We start from the raw sequence: 14,487 nt of genomic DNA, 5'->3' as shown, positions 1-14,487 counted from the left end.
ATTGATCGAATTCCACGCTGTCCACAAGACGTACCGCACGCGCGGTCGCGAGGTCGCGGCGCTCCAGCCGGTCGACCTGAGGATCGAAGCCGGCGAGATCTTCGGCCTGATCGGCCATTCGGGTGCCGGCAAGAGCACCCTGCTGCGCCTGATCAATCGCCTCGAAGCTCCCACTGGCGGCCGCCTGCAGGTCGATGGCGCCGAGGTCACCACCCTGGGCTCGACCGAGCTGCGCGATTTCCGCCGCCGCATCGGCATGATCTTCCAGCACTTCAACCTGCTTTCGTCCAAGACCGTGGCGGCCAATGTGGCCCTGCCGCTGGAACTGGCCGGCGGCCGCTCGCGGGCGCAGATCGCCCAGCGCGTCGAGGAACTGCTGGCGCGGGTCGGCCTGTCCGACCAGGCGCGCAAGTATCCGGCGCAACTCTCCGGCGGTCAGAAGCAGCGCGTCGGCATCGCCCGCGCTCTGGCCACCGAGCCGAAGATCCTGCTCTGCGACGAGGCCACCAGCGCCCTCGATCCCCAGACCACCGCCCAGGTGCTGCAGCTGCTCGCCGAGCTCAATCGCGAGCTGGGCCTGACCATCGTGCTGATCACCCACGAGATGGACGTGATCCGCCGCGTCTGCGATCGCGTCGCCGTGCTTGATGGCGGCGCCGTGGTGGAGCAGGGCACCGTCGCCGATGTCTTCCTGCACCCGCAGCACCCCACCACCCGCCGCTTCGTGTTCGAGGCCGAGCACCAGGACGAAGCCGACCTGGCCGCCGCCTATGCCCATGTCGAAGGCCGCATCCTGCGTCTGACATTCCGCGGCGAAGCCACCTATGCACCGCTGCTGGGCCACGTCGCCCGGGAGACCGGTGTGGACTACAGCATTCTCGGCGGTCGCATCGACCGCATCCGGGACGAGCCCTATGGCCAGCTCACCATCGCCCTGGTGGGCGGTGACCTGGATGCCGCCCTGGCTCGCTTCCAGGCCGCCGACGTCACCGTGGAGGTCCTGCGCTGATGGACGAACTCTTCAGCAACATCGACTGGGCCGAGATCTGGCAGGCGACCCAGGACACCCTGGCCATGCTTGGCTGGTCCATGCTCTTCACCCTGATCCTCGGGCTGCCGCTGGGCGTGCTGCTGTTTCTCACCAGCCGCCGCCAGCTGCTGGAGCAGCCGCTGGTCTACGGCATCCTCTCCTTCGTGGTCAACGTGCTGCGCTCGGTGCCCTTCATCATCCTGCTGATCCTGATGATCCCCATCACGGTCTGGCTGATCGGCACCTCCCTGGGCGTCGAGGGCGCCATCCCGCCGCTGGTGGTGGGCGCCGCGCCCTTCTTCGCCCGGCTGGTGGAGACCGCCCTACGCGAGGTCGACCGCGGCATCATCGAGGCGACCCAGGCCATGGGCGCCAGTCTCTGGCAGATCGTCACCCGCACCCTGTTGCCCGAGGCCCTGCCCGGGCTGATCGCGGCCACCACCGTCACCGCCATCGCCCTGGTGTCCTACACCGCCATGGCCGGGGTGATCGGCGGCGGCGGCCTCGGCGATCTGGCCATCCGTTTCGGCTACCAGCGCTTCCAGACCGACGTCATGGTGGTCACGGTGCTCTTGCTGCTGGTGCTGGTCCAGGTACTGCAGATGGTCGGCGATCGCCTCGTCGCCCATTTCAGTCGTCGTTGATTCAGGCTTCATCCACTCGAAGGTTTTGCACAAGGAAAATCCAGATGTCGCTGAAACGTACCCTGCTGTCCCTGGCCTTCGGCCTGGGTGTCGCCACCGCCGCCCAGGCCGCCGAGACCCTGACCGTCGCGGTCAATCCGGTTCCCCATGCGGAGATCCTGGAATTCATCAAGCCGCAGCTGGCCAAGGAAGGCGTGGACCTGAAGATCAAGGTCTTCACCGACTACATCCAGCCCGATCGCCAGACCGATCAGAAGCAGGTGGATGCCAACTACTTCCAGACCAAGCCCTATTACGCCAGCTACAAGAAGAGCAACCCGAGCAGCGACCAGGTGCCGGTGGTGGCGGTGCACGTCGAGCCCTTCGGTGCCTATTCGCAGAAGATCAAGGACATCAAGGAGCTCAAGGACGGCGCCACCGTGGCCATCCCCAACGATCCGAGCAACTCCGGTCGCGCGCTGCTGCTGATCGCCAAGCAGGGCCTGATCACCCTCAAGGATCCGAGCAACGTCACCGCCACCCCGCGTGACATCGTCGAGAATCCCAAGCACCTGAAGTTCAAGGAGCTGGAAGCCGCGACCCTGCCGCGCGTGCTGAACCAGGTCGACCTGGCGCTGATCAACGCCAACTACGCCCTGGAAGCCAAGCTGGTGCCGACCAAGGACGCCCTCTTCATCGAGAGCGGCGAGTCGCCCTACGCCAACCTGCTCTACACCCGCGCCGACAAGGCCAACGACCCGGCCATCCAGAAGCTGGCCAAGGCCCTGACCACCCCCGAGGTGAAGCAATTCATCGAGAAGAAGTACCAGGGCGCCGTCGTTCCCGCGTTCTGAGCCGCAGCTCCACCGCCGTCGACGCCCGCAGAGGCGCCGACGGTTCCACCCCGCTTTAGGAAACTGCCATGAAGAAATTGCTCGCCACCGCCGCCCTGCTGGCCGCCAGTCTGACCGCCCACGCCGCCGAGACCCTCAGCGTCGCCGCCACCCCGGTGCCCCACGCCGAGATTCTCGAATTCGTCAAACCTCAGCTGGCCAAGGAAGGGGTGGACCTGCAGATCAAGGTCTTCACCGACTACGTGCAGCCCAACCTGCAGGTGGCCCAGAAGCGCCTGGACGCCAATTTCTTCCAGCACCAGCCCTACCTGGATGAATTCAACAAGAGCCGTGGCACCGACCTGGTGACCGTCGCCCAGGTGCACGTCGAGCCCTTCGGCATCTACTCGCAGAAGATCAAGAAGCTCGACGAAGTCCGCGAAGGCGCCGTCGTGGCCATCCCCAGCGATGCCACCAATGGCGGCCGCGCCCTGCTGCTGCTGGAAAAGGCCGGCCTGATCAAGCTCAAGGACAGCGCCAACATCCTCGCCACGCCCAAGGACATCGCCGAGAATCCCAAGCAGCTCAAGTTCAAGGAGCTGGAAGCCGCGACCCTGCCGCGCGTGCTGAATCAGGTCGACCTGGCGCTGATCAACACCAACTACGCCCTGGAAGCCAAGCTCAACCCGACCCAGGACGCCCTGCTGCTGGAAGGCAAGGAATCGCCCTATGCCAACATCCTGGTCGCCCGTCCGGACAACAAGGACAGCGATGCCGTGCAGAAGCTAGCCAAGGCGTTGAACACCCCGGCGGTGAAACAGTTCATCGAAGAGAAGTATAAGGGCGCCGTGGTACCGGCGTTCTAAGCGCTGCCCGAGACACAAGACGCCGGCCTAGTGCCGGCGTTTTTCATGGCCCGCTCAGGTCGCCTCGGCGACCGTCGCCGGCGCGCTGCCGCGGCGGCCGACGATCACCAGCAATACCGCGGCGCCGGCTGCCATCAGCAGCGGCAGGGCGTGACCGGTGAGCCACTGGCTGGCGGCGCCGGTGACCAGCGGACCGACCAGGCAGCCGAGCCCCCAGAGCTGGGCGATGCAGGCATTGGCGCTGACCAGTTCGGCGTCGCGATAGCGTTCGCCGACCAGGATCAGCGCCAGGGTGAAGAGGCCGCCGGCGGTGGCGCCGAACAGCACCAGCAGCGGCCAGACACCAGGGGTGTGCAGCAGCAGCGGCAGGGCCAGGCTCACCGCCAGCAGGCCCAGGGTGCAGCCGAGGAACAGCCCCTGGCGCGAGAGGCGGTCGGCGAGCAGACCCAGCGGCAGCTGCAGCAGGGCATCGCCCACCACCACGGCGCTGACCATGTACAGGGCCAGTTGCTGGCCGAAGCCCTGGTTGAGGGCATAGACCGGCAGCAGAGTGAGGATCATCGCCTCGAAGCAGGCGAACAGCGCCACCGCCCAGGCGATGGCCGGGGCGCCGCGGCAGAAGTCCAGCAGCGCTCGCCAGGCCGCGGTGTGGCCGCCGGCGGCCGGGGCACCCTGGCGGCCGAGCAGCAGGGTGGCGCCGCCGAGCATGAGCAGGGCGCCGAGCCAGAAGCCCTGGTCGCCTTCGGTCCCCAGCACCCCCAGCAGCAGTGGACCGGCCAACTGGCTCAGGGCATAGCTGCTGCCATAGAGCGCCACCAGGCGGCCGCGCCAGCGATCGGTGATGACCTGGTTCATCCAGCTTTCGCCGAGCACGAAGACCAGGGTGAGGATGGCGCCCAGGGCCAGGCGCAGGAGCAGCCACAGCGGATAGCTGGGCAGCAGCGACAGCAGGATCAGCGAGGCGGCGCCGCTCATCAGGCAAAGCCGCATCAGCCGGGGCGTGCCGATCCGCGCCGCCAGGCGCCCGGCGAGACTGGCACCGGTGAGGATGCCGAGGGCCGGCGAGGCAGCCATGACGCCGATGGCGAAACTGCCATAGCCCCAGCCCTCCAGTCGCAGCGAGACCAGTGGCATCGACAGGCCGATGGCCAGGCCGACGCTGATGACGCTGCCCAGCACTGCGAAATAGATGGCCCAGGGCATGGGCGGAGACGAGGAATTCATGGACGCAGCCTAGCTGTGAACGCGGATGACGGACAGCCGCAAAGAGCAGCTATGGAGCCCGGGGCATCCGCCGGGGTTCCGGTACGGTTGGCCTTTGCCGGGCTTTCGCGTAGCGTGCGCGCTACCTGAAGCCGGTTGGGAGATAACCAAAAATGCGGAAATGGCAGTGCATCGTGTGCGGCTATATCTATGACGAAGCCCTGGGCTGGCCGGACGACGGCATCGCGCCGGGGACGCGCTGGGAGGATGTGCCCGAGGATTGGCTGTGCCCGGATTGCGGCGTGGGCAAGGGCGACTTCGAAATGATCGCCATCGGCTGATCACTCCGCTCCGCGTCCTCCACGCGGACACAAAAAAGGCATCGCAGGGGCGATGCCTTTTGGCTGCAGCGGCGATCCGTGCCGCCTCATGCTCAGCCTTCGATGCTGTCCTTCAGCGCCTTGCCGGGCTTGAACGCCACCGTGTTGCTCGCACGAATCTTGACCGGCTCGCCGGTCTGGGGATTCTTCCCCATGCGGGCACCGCGGTGACGCGGCAGGAAGGTGCCGAAGCCGACCAGGGTAACGCTGTCCTTGCGGTGCAGCGCATTAGCGATCTCATCCAACAGCGTGTTCAGCACGACGTTGGCTTGTTCCTTCGGAAGTCCGACTTTTTCAGCGATCACAGTCGCCAATTCAGGCTTGCGCATAGCTACCTCTCGTGGGGTCATTTTTAGCCGTGTGGGCGTCGCATGGCTTTCCTGGCAAAGCGATTACCCCCGAGATAGAGGGTGGCCCGACACAAAGATCGTTGGTGCGACAAAAGTCGAACCAGATAGCGTTATAAGGCAAACCCGAGAAGAGCGAAAGTTAATTAGCAGACTATTAGCCATTGGTAGGATGACCGACGCCTACTTGGACATTTATCAGTCAATTCAGGCGCTTTTTGTGGACAGAATGTCCACTTCATGGAGTGGCCTTTGCATGGCACCCTGGCCCCGCGAGGCTCTGGCAAGCCAGTATCGCGATCAGCGATCGTGCTGGCGGTCTGGCCGTCCGCCAGCGGACCCTGGCACTGGGTGAAGCGTGGCGGAGCGCCTCTTGGCTGCTCCGCCACCCGGATCAGGCCGGTGCCTGGGTCGGCATGACCGGTTGACCCGCCGGCACCTGGCCTTCCAGGCGCCGCTCCAGTGCCTTGGGCTCGATCACCAGCCGCATGCCGTTGCTGGCCTGGGTCCGTCCCCAGTCCTCCAGCAGCTCCATGCAGGCATGGTCGATATAGGAGACCCGCTCCAGGGGCACGTGCAGGGTGGTGCCCGGCTTGACCTGCTCCAGCACCTTGGTCAGCTGGGGTACGCGCAGGAAGGTCGCGGCCCCCACCAGGCGCAGATCGGCCTGGTCCGGCTGGTCCTCGCGATAGGTGAGGCTGACCTTGAGCTGGGCCGCCTTGATCGCAAGGAAGGCGATCGACAGACCAAAGCCCACCAGCACCCCGGTCAGCAGATCGGTAGCGACGATCATCAGTGCGGTCAGGGCATAGATGATCATGGGGGTCCGGCCATAGCGCTTGAGTCCGGTCAGCGACTTGGGATCGGCCAGCTTGATACCGGTGAACACCAGCACGCCGGCCAGGCTCGCCACCGGCACCAGCTTGAGCACGAAGGGCAGGGCGGCGACGAAGGCCAGCAGCCAGAGACCGTGGAAGATGGTGGAGGCGCGACTGGTGGCGCCGGCCTGGACATTGGCCGAGCTGCGCACGATGACGCCGGTCATGGGCAGCGCGCCGACGGCGCCGCAGAGCAGGTTGCCGATGCCCTGGGCACCCAGCTCGCGGTCGAAGTGCGAGCGCGGCCCGGTGTGCATGCGGTCCACCGCGGCGGCCGAGAGCAGGGTCTCGGCGCTGGCGATGAAGGCCAGGGCCAGGGCGGCCACCACCAGTTCGGCGTTGGCCAGCATGCCGAGGTCGGCGAAGGTCACCCAGTCGATGGCGTCGGCCAGGTTGTTGGGCACTTCCACGCGGCGGATGTCCAGCGCCAGCCAGAGACTGGCCAGGGTCGCCAGGGTCACCCCGATCAGGGCGCCGGGCAGGAAGCGCAGCGTCTGCGGGCGGAATTTCTCCCACAGCCACATGCTGGCGATGGTCAGCAGGCCGATCAGCGCCGCCTGGGCGCCGCTGCCGCTTCCATTCCACTGGCCCGCCGCGGTGATGGCGGCGCCCGGGAAGGCCAGCAGGTTGGAAAGACCCGAGGCCGCCGGTTTGGCGTCCAGCATCACGTGCAGTTGCGAGAGCACGATGAGGATGCCGATGCCGGCAAGCATGCCGTAGACCACCGCCGGTGAGGTGACGCGGAACCAGGCGCCCAGCCGGGTGAAGCCGGCGATGAGTTGCAGCAGGCCGGCGAGCAGCAGTACCGGGCCCAGCGCCTCGATGCCATGGCGGTTGATCAGGTCGAACACCAGCACCACCAGGCCGGCGGCCGGACCGCTGACCTGCAGCGGCGAGCCGGCGAGAAAGCCGACCACCAGGCCACCGATGATGCCGGTGATGATGCCCTTGGCCGGCGGCATGCCGGAGGCGATGGCGATCCCCATGCACAGCGGCAGGGCGACCAGAAACACTACTAGTGAGGCCAGGGCGTCGCGCGACAGGTTGCGCCCCGGGGTCTGTTGATTGCCAAGCATGGTCCTGGTCCTCCAGCGACTAGGAAAAAGGGTTCCCGCGCGTCATATCACGTCATATGACACGGTTCGGGATTCAGGCGGCTAGCGGCTAGGGTGGACGATCCCGATGGAGCCCCAGGTGGGGTCGTCCGGCGCAGTGCGCTGTTATGGAGACGGGTCGAGCGACCCGTCTCGGGGCGGCCAGCCGGCGAACCGGTTGGCCGCGTGGATCAGGCCGGTTGCAGGCGCGGACGCGGGGTGGCGACCGGCATGTTTTCGCCATCCAGGGGCAGGAAGCGCTCCTGCTGGGCATCGTACGCCTTGATCTCGCTGGTCTCGATGGAATAGACCCAGCCGTGGATCTGCAGCTGACCGCTGGCCAGACGCGATGCCACCGAGGGGTGGGTACGCAGGTGGACCAGCTGGGCCACCACGTTTTCCTCGGTGAGGAAGCCCAGGGTGCCGCCGTGGCCGCAGTCGCAATGGCCATGGTCTTCGACCACGGTACGGGCGACCTCGGCATGGCGCAGCCAGACCTTTACCGTCGGCATCTTTTCCAGCGGATCGGGATTGAGCACGGCTTTCATGGCGCCGCAGTCGGAATGGCCGCAGATGATGATGTGCTTGACGCCCAGCGCCACGACCGCGTACTCGATGGCGGTGGAGACGCCGCCGTTCATCTGGCCGTAGGGGGGCACCACGTTGCCGACGTTACGGGTCACGAACAGATCGCCCGGCGAACTCTGGGTGATCAGTTCCGGGACGATGCGCGAGTCGGCGCAGGTGATGAACATGGCCTTGGGCGACTGCGCACTGGCGAGTTTCTTGAACAGCGCTTCCTGTTCGGGAAAGACATCCTGGCGGAAACGCTTGAAACCATCGACCAGTTGCAGGAGGGCCTCGTCGGGTGCGCCGAAGGTATCCGTGTTGTCGCTCATCTGTTTCTGACCTCTTCTCAAGTACGCAATGGCAGCGGCAAGCGCTGGTTAGTGGCTAGACGCCCCCTGGCATCGCCTCGATACGCCCCGGCCATCTCGGGCTCTGGTGGCTTCATTGTCTGGCGGTCCATCGCGTCTTCGGGCGGCGTCCTGGCACCCGGTCACCCAGTCTGGTGACCACAACCTTAATCCACGCTGAAACAATAGCTCGTGACAGACAACGCAGAAGATATTTCAAACTTATACTGAGATCATCCCGCCATTATCGCCGCACGATCAGCGCTTTTAGCCCTTTTATCGGCACGAAGCCGGAATATAGGCGCCGAATCGCGCTTTTCCCCGTGAAGAAAACGTGAATCGCGATAGCTGAACAGATTTCCTTGGCGATCAGTGGCTTGCGAGAGATGTGCAAAAATGTGAACGCAATGCCGCTGGCGGAAATCGAGCGTCTTTTGCCCACTTTGCCTCCAGCCTGTGATCTGCGGCACAGTGCCGCAGCCTAGACCTTTCGCCAGCCTTTCAATAGCTCCGATGCCCTATAGGACAAGGGTTTGCCGCTTTTGCTCGATAGCGGTGGGGCTGATCCACGCCGATATCCGGCCTCAGGATCTGTGGCTCGCGGTCGATAGCAGGAGCTTTCCAGGCTCAACGGAAACTCTCCATGTCCTTTCGCAATCTCTCCATCGCGCGGCGTGCCACGCTCGGCTTCGCCTTTATCGGTCTGCTCCTGCTGCTGCTCGGCGGCACCGCCCTGGTCAAGATGAACGACATCCGCGCCTCGGGCCTGGCCATCGAAGACCGCGCCATGCCGCGGGTGGCCGCGCTCGACGAGCTGACCGCCCTGACCCTGCGCCTGCGGGTGCTGTCCTATCGCCTGCTGCTCAATCGCGAGCCGGAGATCATCACCAAGACCCAGGCACTGTTCCAGCAGCGCAATGGCCAGATGCGCGCCGCCCAGCAGCGCTACGAGGCGCTGATCCAGTCCGACGAAGAACGCACCGCCTACAGCCGCTACGGCCAGCTGATCACCCAGTACGACGGTCTGCAGCAGCGCATGCTGGCGTTTTCCGCCGCCGATCAGCTGGAGCCCCTGCGCCGCCTGCTCAACGAGGACCTGCTGGCCAACTCCGATGCGGTCAACGGCGTGCTCAAGCAACTCACCGACCTGGTGGATCAGCAGACCGCCGCGGCCAACGAACAGTCCGCCACCGACTATCGTCACGCCATCCAGTGGCTGGTGGTGCTGCTGGCGGCCACCGCGCTGCTGACCGTGGTCTTCGCCTGGCTGCTGATCCGCAGCATCACCCAGCCCATCGCCCGCGCCGTGCAGGCCGCCGAGGTGATCGCCACCGGCGACCTCAGCCAGGAAATCCACAGCGAAGGCCGCGACGAGGCCGCGCGCCTGCTGCAGGCCATGAAGACCATGCAGGGCCAGCTGCGCCAGACCCTGCAGGGCATCCTCGGTTCGGCCACCCAGCTCGCCTCGGCGGCGGAAGAACTCAATGCCGTGACCGATGAATCCAGTCGCGGCCTGCAGCGCCAGAACGCCGAGATCGAACAGGCCGCCACCGCGGTGAACCAGATGTCGTCGGCGGTGGACGAGGTGGCGCGCAACGCCGTCAACACCTCCCAGGCCTCCCAGGAGTCGGCCGGCGTGGCCCGTGACGGTCGCGACCTGGTACAGGAAACCGTGGGTGCCATCGCCACCATGAGCGAAGACGTCCAGCACGGCGCCACCCTGGTGGGCGATCTGGCGGTACAGGTCAACGACATCGGCAAGGTGCTCGACGTGATCCGCAGCGTGGCCGAGCAGACCAATCTGTTGGCGCTCAATGCCGCCATCGAGGCCGCGCGCGCCGGGGAAGCCGGTCGTGGCTTCGCCGTGGTGGCCGACGAGGTACGGGCGCTGGCCCATCGCACCCAGGAGTCGACCCGCGAGATCGAGACCTCCATCGGCACCATCCAGCAGGGCACCGATCAGGCGGTGGCGGCCATGCGCAGCAGCACCGAGCGTGCCCAGTCCACCCTGGAAGTGGCCCGCGGCGCCGGCCATGCCCTGGAGCGCATCCATGGCGCCATCGGCGGCATCAACGAGCGCAATCTGGTGATCGCCAGCGCGGCGGAAGAGCAGGCCCAGGTGGCTCGCGAAGTCGATCGCAACCTGGTGAACATCCGCGACTTGTCGGTCCAGACCGCCGCGGGTGCCGAGCAGTCCAGCGCCGCCAGCGCCGAGCTGTCGCGCCTGGCCGTGGACCTCAATGGCCTGGTCGCGCGCTTCCGCCTGTGATCCAGGCGGCTCCGGCCGCTGCGGTGGCCGGAGCCGAGGCCCTAGCCGGGGCCGAGCAGCTGCAGCACGCCGGTCAGCACCACCAGCAGGCCCAGGGGCGAGGCGAGAAAGGACAGCAGCAGGCTCCTCAGGCGAGGGCCGCGCGGGGTAGGGCAGGTCGTCATGACGTCAGGCAGCTCCGTAGCGAGAACGGGCGCCACGCCGGGCGCCCGGGGCCAATTTTCTCCTGTAGCGGCGACGACGTCATGCCAAGAAAACGTAAAGTTGGGTAAAGCCGCGGCTATCCCCGGGACGCCCGTTCCCGGGGATAGCGGTGCATCGGGCTAGACGCGGAAGCGCGCCGCCAGACCATGGATCTCGCGGGTCAGCGCGACGAGCTGGCGACTGGAGGTCTCGATCTGGTCGGCGCCGCGCTTGGAGACGCCCGCCAGTTCGCGGATGTTGATCAGGTTGCGATCCACCTCCCGTGCCACCTGGGCCTGTTCCTCGGCGGCGCTGGCGATGACCAGGTTGCGCTCGTTGATGTCGCCGATGGCGACGAAGATGTGCTCCAGACTCTGGCCGGTGCGCTCGGTGGTTTCAAGGGTGGTGCCGGCCAGGGTATTGCTGCGCTGGATGGCGGTCACCGCCTGACCGGTGCCGGTCTGGATGTTGCCGATCATCTGCTCGATCTCCAGGGTCGACTGGCGGGTGCGCTGCGCCAGGCTGCGCACCTCGTCGGCCACCACGGCGAAGCCACGGCCGGCATCGCCGGCGCGCGCAGCCTCGATGGCGGCGTTGAGCGCCAGCAGGTTGGTCTGCTCGGAAACGGCGCGGATCACGTCCAGCACCTTGCCGATCTGGTTGGCCTGCTGCGCCAGGCTGGCGATCACGGTTTCGCTTTCGTTGACCGTGGTCTGCATGCTCTGCAATTCGCTGAGCACCTGGGCCACCTGGCCGCGACTGCCCGCGGCCAGGCGATCGGATTCGCGGGCGGTATCCGAGGTGGAGGCGGCGTTGCGCGCCACCTCTTCCACGGCGGTGGTCATCTCGGTCACCGCCGTCACGGCCTGTTCCAGTTCCTGTTGCTGCTGATTCAGGGTGCGGTTGCTCTGCGCCGTCACCTCGCCCAATTCCTGGGCGGCGCTGTCGAGTTGCTCGGCGGTGCGATTGAGCTGGGCCAAAGTGTCGCGCTGGCGGCTCTGCAGGGTGGCGAGACCGGCGAACAGCTGGCCGATCTCGTCATGGCTGCGCACCTCGATACGGCGGGTCAGATCGCCTTCGCTCATGGCGGCGAAGTGCTCGCCGGCCTCGTTGAGCGGGGCCAGCACCCGGCGGGCGATGAACCAGCCGGAGAGCACCGCCAGCAGCAGGGTCAGACCGACCAGCAGCAGGCTGCCGATCTGGGCCTGGGACACGCGACTGTCGGAGGCGGCGAGGGTGGCCGCGATGCGGCTGGTGATCTCGTCGGTAAAGGCCTGGCGGGTGTCGGCGAAGGCCGTGCTGGCACCCTTGGCCCCGTCGCTGATACGGATGTAGCCGGGCAGGTCGCCGGCGCGGCAGGCGGCGATCTGCCCTTCGACGATGACCTTGTAGGCGTCGAAGGCCTTGAGCATGGCTTCGATCTGGCCGCTCAGCTTGGGATCGCCGACGTTGGCCTGCATGTCGGTGATCAGCTTGCGGGCGATGTCCAGCCGCTCCAGGGCCAGCTTCACGCCTTTCTCGGCCTTGGCTGCATCGCCGTTGACCCGGTCGAGCATGGCGGTATGGGAATTGGCGCTGGCGCGGCTGATCCAGGTGGCGGCGTTGTTGACCCTGTCCAGCTGCTCCATGGTCAGACTATCCAGGTCGCGGATCTGCTGGGCACTGGTCCGGGCGCTGAGCCACCCATACAGGCAGGCCAGCAGCAGGCAGGCGACGAACAGGCTGAGCACGCTGTACATCCCGGTACGGATTCTTGTTGTTTTTTTCATGATGGACTCTCTGACGACGTCGCTGGCTGGGGTGCGCAATACGACCTTGGTAAGGCTTTTCGCCAGCAGTACGCCAAAGGCCCAGGCAGGCGTCGATGGCCTGGAGCTAGTCGGTATCAGTTAAGCGCCGAAAAGTCGTCGGATGTCTTCGGAAGGGCAGGCGGGGGTGGGCCCGGCGGACGCCGGGCCCGGAGCGATCAGGACAGCGGGGTGAACTGGATGACTTCGACCCAGTAGCCGTCGGGGTCCTTGATGAAGGCGATTTCCTTCATGCTGCCGTCGGTCAGGCGCTTCTGGAAGGCGACGCCCAGTTGCTCGAAGCGCTCGCAGGCGGCGCGGATGTCCGGGACCGCCACGCAGGTGTGGCCGAAGCCGCGCGGATCGCTGTTGCCATTGTGGTAGCTGAAGCCAGCGTCGTCTTCGGTGCCGTGGTTGTGGGTCAGCTCGAGGATGCCCGGGGTGGACTTGCGCCAGCGCTGGCGGGCTTCCGGCTCTTCCGGCACCTGGTTGCGATCGACCAGGGCCAGGAAGGTCAGGCTGAACTTGGCGTCCGGGAAGTCCTTGTGATCGACCACGGTGAAACCCAGTACGCGGGTATAGAAGTCCAGCGAGGTCTCCAGGTTCTTGACCCGCAGCATGGTGTGATTGAAGACGAACTCGCGGGTGGCGGCGTCGGGCTGGGCGGTCACGCCCGGCAGGTTGTCGAATTGGCTCAGCGACATCAGAAGTCTCCGGTGAAGGGGTGTGGAAATTGGAGAGGCGGCCCTGCGCAACGTTCCCGTCGGAAAAGGCGCCTGGGCGGTCGCTCACGAAAAAGGCGGGAAGTCTAAAGGCTTCCCGCGCCGCTGCCCAAAGCTTCCGGGCACCGCTCGCCGCTGCGCTGTGCGACGAATGGTCGAAACCACCCGGCTAGAGCCGCAGTCGGATTTTACAAGCGCACTGCCTGTGCGATCCCAAGGAGACTGATATGAGCAGCACCAGCGACAAGATCAAGGGTACCGCCAAAGAAGTGGCCGGCAAGGTCAAGCAAGGCGTCGGCGAAGCCACCGACAACTCGCGCATGAAAGGCGAGGGTCGTGCCCAGGAAGCCGAAGGCAAACTGCAAAAGAACGTCGGCAAGGGCAAGGAAGCGGTCAAGAACACCATCGACCGCGCCTGAGTCCAGGCTGTACGGAAAAGGCCGCCCCCGGGCGGCCTTTTCTTTTGCCCGTCAGGCCGGATCCAGCTCCGGATAATGGCGGAAGATGCCCTTCTCGCTGAAGGGCAGGCGGCGGGGCGAGGCCAGGTAGGTGGCGATGTTGGGTAGCGCGGTCACCCGCTCGGCCACGGCCAGCACCCGGGGGATCTCCGGCGCCAGGCGCCGCATGGCGTTGGGGAAGGCATAGGTCAGGCCGGCCACTACCTGGAACAGCGACAGATCCACGTAGGAGCGCCGGTCGCCCACCAGCCAGCTGTCGCCCGCCGGATTGAAGCCCAGTACCCGTTCGAAGTAGCTCAGGTAGGTACGGATCCGCTCGCCGGCAAAGGCCTTGGCGCGGCGCCGGGCTTCGTCCTGCTGCTCTTCGTAGGTCAGGGCGATGGCCACCGGATGATGGACATCGTGGGCCTCGGCGGTGAGGTCGGTGATGGTCAGCTGCAGGCCGTGGACCCAGAAGCGGGATTCTTCATCGGCCGGTACAAGGTCCAGGCGTGGCCCGAGGAACTGGAGGATGTTGGCGACATGGGAGACGACCTCGTCGCCGGCCTTGAGAAAGGGCGGGGCGAAGGGCGGTCGGCGGGTCTTCTGGCCCTGCAGGTAGTCCTGCATGGCGGGTACGCCCAGGCCTTCGCCTTCCGGGGCATTGCCGACATCGAGATAGGGTGCGCCGGCTTCCTCGAGCGCCAGGCGGACGAATTCGCCGCGGCCCTGGATGCTGGGCCAGTAGTGCAGTTCATAACGCATGGAAACCTCCGTCGTCTGCTGGGAATACGGGTCCAGGAGAGCTGACCCCCGGCCCGCTTCGGAGGTTTGCCCGCCGCGCGGCTTTCACGACGAAGCGCACAACCAATTCCCGTCGCTGAGACTCCTATCAACCAGCGGCTCGCGATGAGGACG

15 protein-coding genes are annotated in these 14,487 nt (G+C 66.1%); 7 read left to right on the top strand and 8 right to left on the bottom strand.

Annotated elements, in window-relative coordinates; all coding sequences use genetic code 11:
- Position 1 precedes the first annotated feature (1 nt).
- From FHR73_RS13510 to FHR73_RS13495, 4 genes are all read left to right on the top strand, one after another.
- Entirely contained in the window at positions 2–1,009 is a 1,008-nt protein-coding gene (locus FHR73_RS13510) for a methionine ABC transporter ATP-binding protein (protein WP_183631922.1), read from the top strand.
- Complete coding sequence (locus FHR73_RS13505; protein ID WP_017639302.1) at positions 1,009–1,674, top strand: methionine ABC transporter permease; 666 nt, start codon at positions 1,009–1,011, stop codon at positions 1,672–1,674. The genes FHR73_RS13510 and FHR73_RS13505 overlap by 1 nt, the downstream gene beginning before the upstream one ends.
- Positions 1,675–1,724: 50 nt before the next feature.
- A complete protein-coding gene (locus tag FHR73_RS13500; RefSeq protein WP_409258687.1) occupies positions 1,725–2,507 on the top strand; it encodes a MetQ/NlpA family ABC transporter substrate-binding protein in 783 nt (260 codons plus the stop codon).
- A 68-nt stretch (positions 2,508–2,575) separates the two neighbouring features.
- Positions 2,576–3,352 (top strand): MetQ/NlpA family ABC transporter substrate-binding protein, encoded by a 777-nt coding sequence (locus FHR73_RS13495; protein WP_068384577.1) that lies wholly within the window; start codon positions 2,576–2,578, stop codon positions 3,350–3,352.
- A gap of 54 nt (positions 3,353–3,406) precedes the next feature.
- On the opposite strand, the gene FHR73_RS13490 is transcribed toward FHR73_RS13495, so the two are convergent.
- Complete coding sequence (locus FHR73_RS13490) at positions 3,407–4,555, bottom strand: MFS transporter (RefSeq protein WP_183632742.1); 1,149 nt, start codon at positions 4,553–4,555, stop codon at positions 3,407–3,409.
- Between the two features lie 173 nt (positions 4,556–4,728).
- Between FHR73_RS13490 and FHR73_RS13485 the strand changes: the two genes are divergently transcribed.
- Entirely contained in the window at positions 4,729–4,896 is a 168-nt protein-coding gene (locus FHR73_RS13485; RefSeq protein WP_007161456.1) for a rubredoxin, read from the top strand.
- 92 nt (positions 4,897–4,988) lie between these two features.
- Here FHR73_RS13485 and FHR73_RS13480 read toward each other — a convergent pair whose 3' ends face one another.
- The 3 genes from FHR73_RS13480 to FHR73_RS13470 form a co-directional block, all read right to left on the bottom strand.
- On the bottom strand, positions 4,989–5,264 hold the full coding sequence (locus FHR73_RS13480) for an HU family DNA-binding protein (protein ID WP_017639309.1): 276 nt from the start codon (positions 5,262–5,264) through the stop codon (positions 4,989–4,991).
- Positions 5,265–5,676: 412 nt separating this feature from the next.
- On the bottom strand, positions 5,677–7,236 hold the full coding sequence (locus FHR73_RS13475) for a SulP family inorganic anion transporter (protein WP_183631918.1): 1,560 nt from the start codon (positions 7,234–7,236) through the stop codon (positions 5,677–5,679).
- A 209-nt stretch (positions 7,237–7,445) separates the two neighbouring features.
- Entirely contained in the window at positions 7,446–8,153 is a 708-nt protein-coding gene (locus FHR73_RS13470) for a carbonic anhydrase (RefSeq protein ID WP_133860378.1), read from the bottom strand.
- 661 nt (positions 8,154–8,814) lie between these two features.
- Here FHR73_RS13470 and FHR73_RS13465 point away from each other — a divergent pair.
- Positions 8,815–10,440 carry a methyl-accepting chemotaxis protein gene (locus FHR73_RS13465; protein WP_183631916.1) on the top strand — a complete coding sequence of 542 codons (1,626 nt, stop codon included), beginning with the start codon at positions 8,815–8,817 and terminating at the stop codon, positions 10,438–10,440.
- Positions 10,441–10,481: 41 nt separating this feature from the next.
- On the opposite strand, the gene FHR73_RS22560 is transcribed toward FHR73_RS13465, so the two are convergent.
- From FHR73_RS22560 to gloA, 3 genes are all read right to left on the bottom strand, one after another.
- Entirely contained in the window at positions 10,482–10,604 is a 123-nt protein-coding gene (locus FHR73_RS22560; RefSeq protein WP_260175702.1) for a hypothetical protein, read from the bottom strand.
- 159 nt (positions 10,605–10,763) lie between these two features.
- Positions 10,764–12,392, bottom strand: coding sequence for a methyl-accepting chemotaxis protein (locus FHR73_RS13460; RefSeq protein ID WP_183631914.1), 1,629 nt, complete (start codon positions 12,390–12,392; stop codon positions 10,764–10,766).
- A 197-nt stretch (positions 12,393–12,589) separates the two neighbouring features.
- Positions 12,590–13,114, bottom strand: a complete 525-nt coding sequence (gloA, locus tag FHR73_RS13455; RefSeq protein ID WP_183631913.1) for a lactoylglutathione lyase — start codon at positions 13,112–13,114, stop codon at positions 12,590–12,592.
- Between the two features lie 245 nt (positions 13,115–13,359).
- Here gloA and FHR73_RS13450 point away from each other — a divergent pair, with 245 nt between their 5' ends.
- Positions 13,360–13,551 (top strand): CsbD family protein, encoded by a 192-nt coding sequence (locus FHR73_RS13450; protein WP_007161448.1) that lies wholly within the window; start codon positions 13,360–13,362, stop codon positions 13,549–13,551.
- Positions 13,552–13,602: 51 nt separating this feature from the next.
- Here the strand turns inward: FHR73_RS13450 and FHR73_RS13445 are convergent, their stop codons facing one another.
- Positions 13,603–14,334: a glutathione S-transferase gene (locus FHR73_RS13445; protein WP_183631911.1), complete on the bottom strand. Its 732-nt coding sequence runs from the start codon at positions 14,332–14,334 to the stop codon at positions 13,603–13,605.
- Between the last annotated feature and the right edge of the window lie 153 nt (positions 14,335–14,487).

Source organism: Pseudomonas sp. AS2.8 (assembly GCF_014190935.1).
GTDB lineage: Bacteria > Pseudomonadota > Gammaproteobacteria > Pseudomonadales > Pseudomonadaceae > Chryseomonas.
Note: the sequence above shows the minus strand (reverse complement) of the source record. Positions and strands in the feature narration are given on the sequence as shown.

Coding starts and splice junctions, on each gene's coding strand:
- FHR73_RS13505 (WP_017639302.1), top strand. CDS start 1,009: ATGGACGAACTCTTCAGCAACATCGACTGGGCCGAGATCTGGCAGGCG.
- FHR73_RS13495 (WP_068384577.1), top strand. CDS start 2,576: ATGAAGAAATTGCTCGCCACCGCCGCCCTGCTGGCCGCCAGTCTGACC.
- FHR73_RS13490 (WP_183632742.1), bottom strand. CDS start 4,555: ATGCCCTGGGCCATCTATTTCGCAGTGCTGGGCAGCGTCATCAGCGTC.
- FHR73_RS13485 (WP_007161456.1), top strand. CDS start 4,729: ATGCGGAAATGGCAGTGCATCGTGTGCGGCTATATCTATGACGAAGCC.
- FHR73_RS13480 (WP_017639309.1), bottom strand. CDS start 5,264: ATGCGCAAGCCTGAATTGGCGACTGTGATCGCTGAAAAAGTCGGACTT.
- FHR73_RS13475 (WP_183631918.1), bottom strand. CDS start 7,236: ATGCTTGGCAATCAACAGACCCCGGGGCGCAACCTGTCGCGCGACGCC.
- FHR73_RS13470 (WP_133860378.1), bottom strand. CDS start 8,153: ATGAGCGACAACACGGATACCTTCGGCGCACCCGACGAGGCCCTCCTG.
- FHR73_RS13465 (WP_183631916.1), top strand. CDS start 8,815: ATGTCCTTTCGCAATCTCTCCATCGCGCGGCGTGCCACGCTCGGCTTC.
- FHR73_RS22560 (WP_260175702.1), bottom strand. CDS start 10,604: ATGACGACCTGCCCTACCCCGCGCGGCCCTCGCCTGAGGAGCCTGCTG.
- FHR73_RS13460 (WP_183631914.1), bottom strand. CDS start 12,392: ATGAAAAAAACAACAAGAATCCGTACCGGGATGTACAGCGTGCTCAGC.
- gloA (WP_183631913.1), bottom strand. CDS start 13,114: ATGTCGCTGAGCCAATTCGACAACCTGCCGGGCGTGACCGCCCAGCCC.
- FHR73_RS13450 (WP_007161448.1), top strand. CDS start 13,360: ATGAGCAGCACCAGCGACAAGATCAAGGGTACCGCCAAAGAAGTGGCC.
- FHR73_RS13445 (WP_183631911.1), bottom strand. CDS start 14,334: ATGCGTTATGAACTGCACTACTGGCCCAGCATCCAGGGCCGCGGCGAA.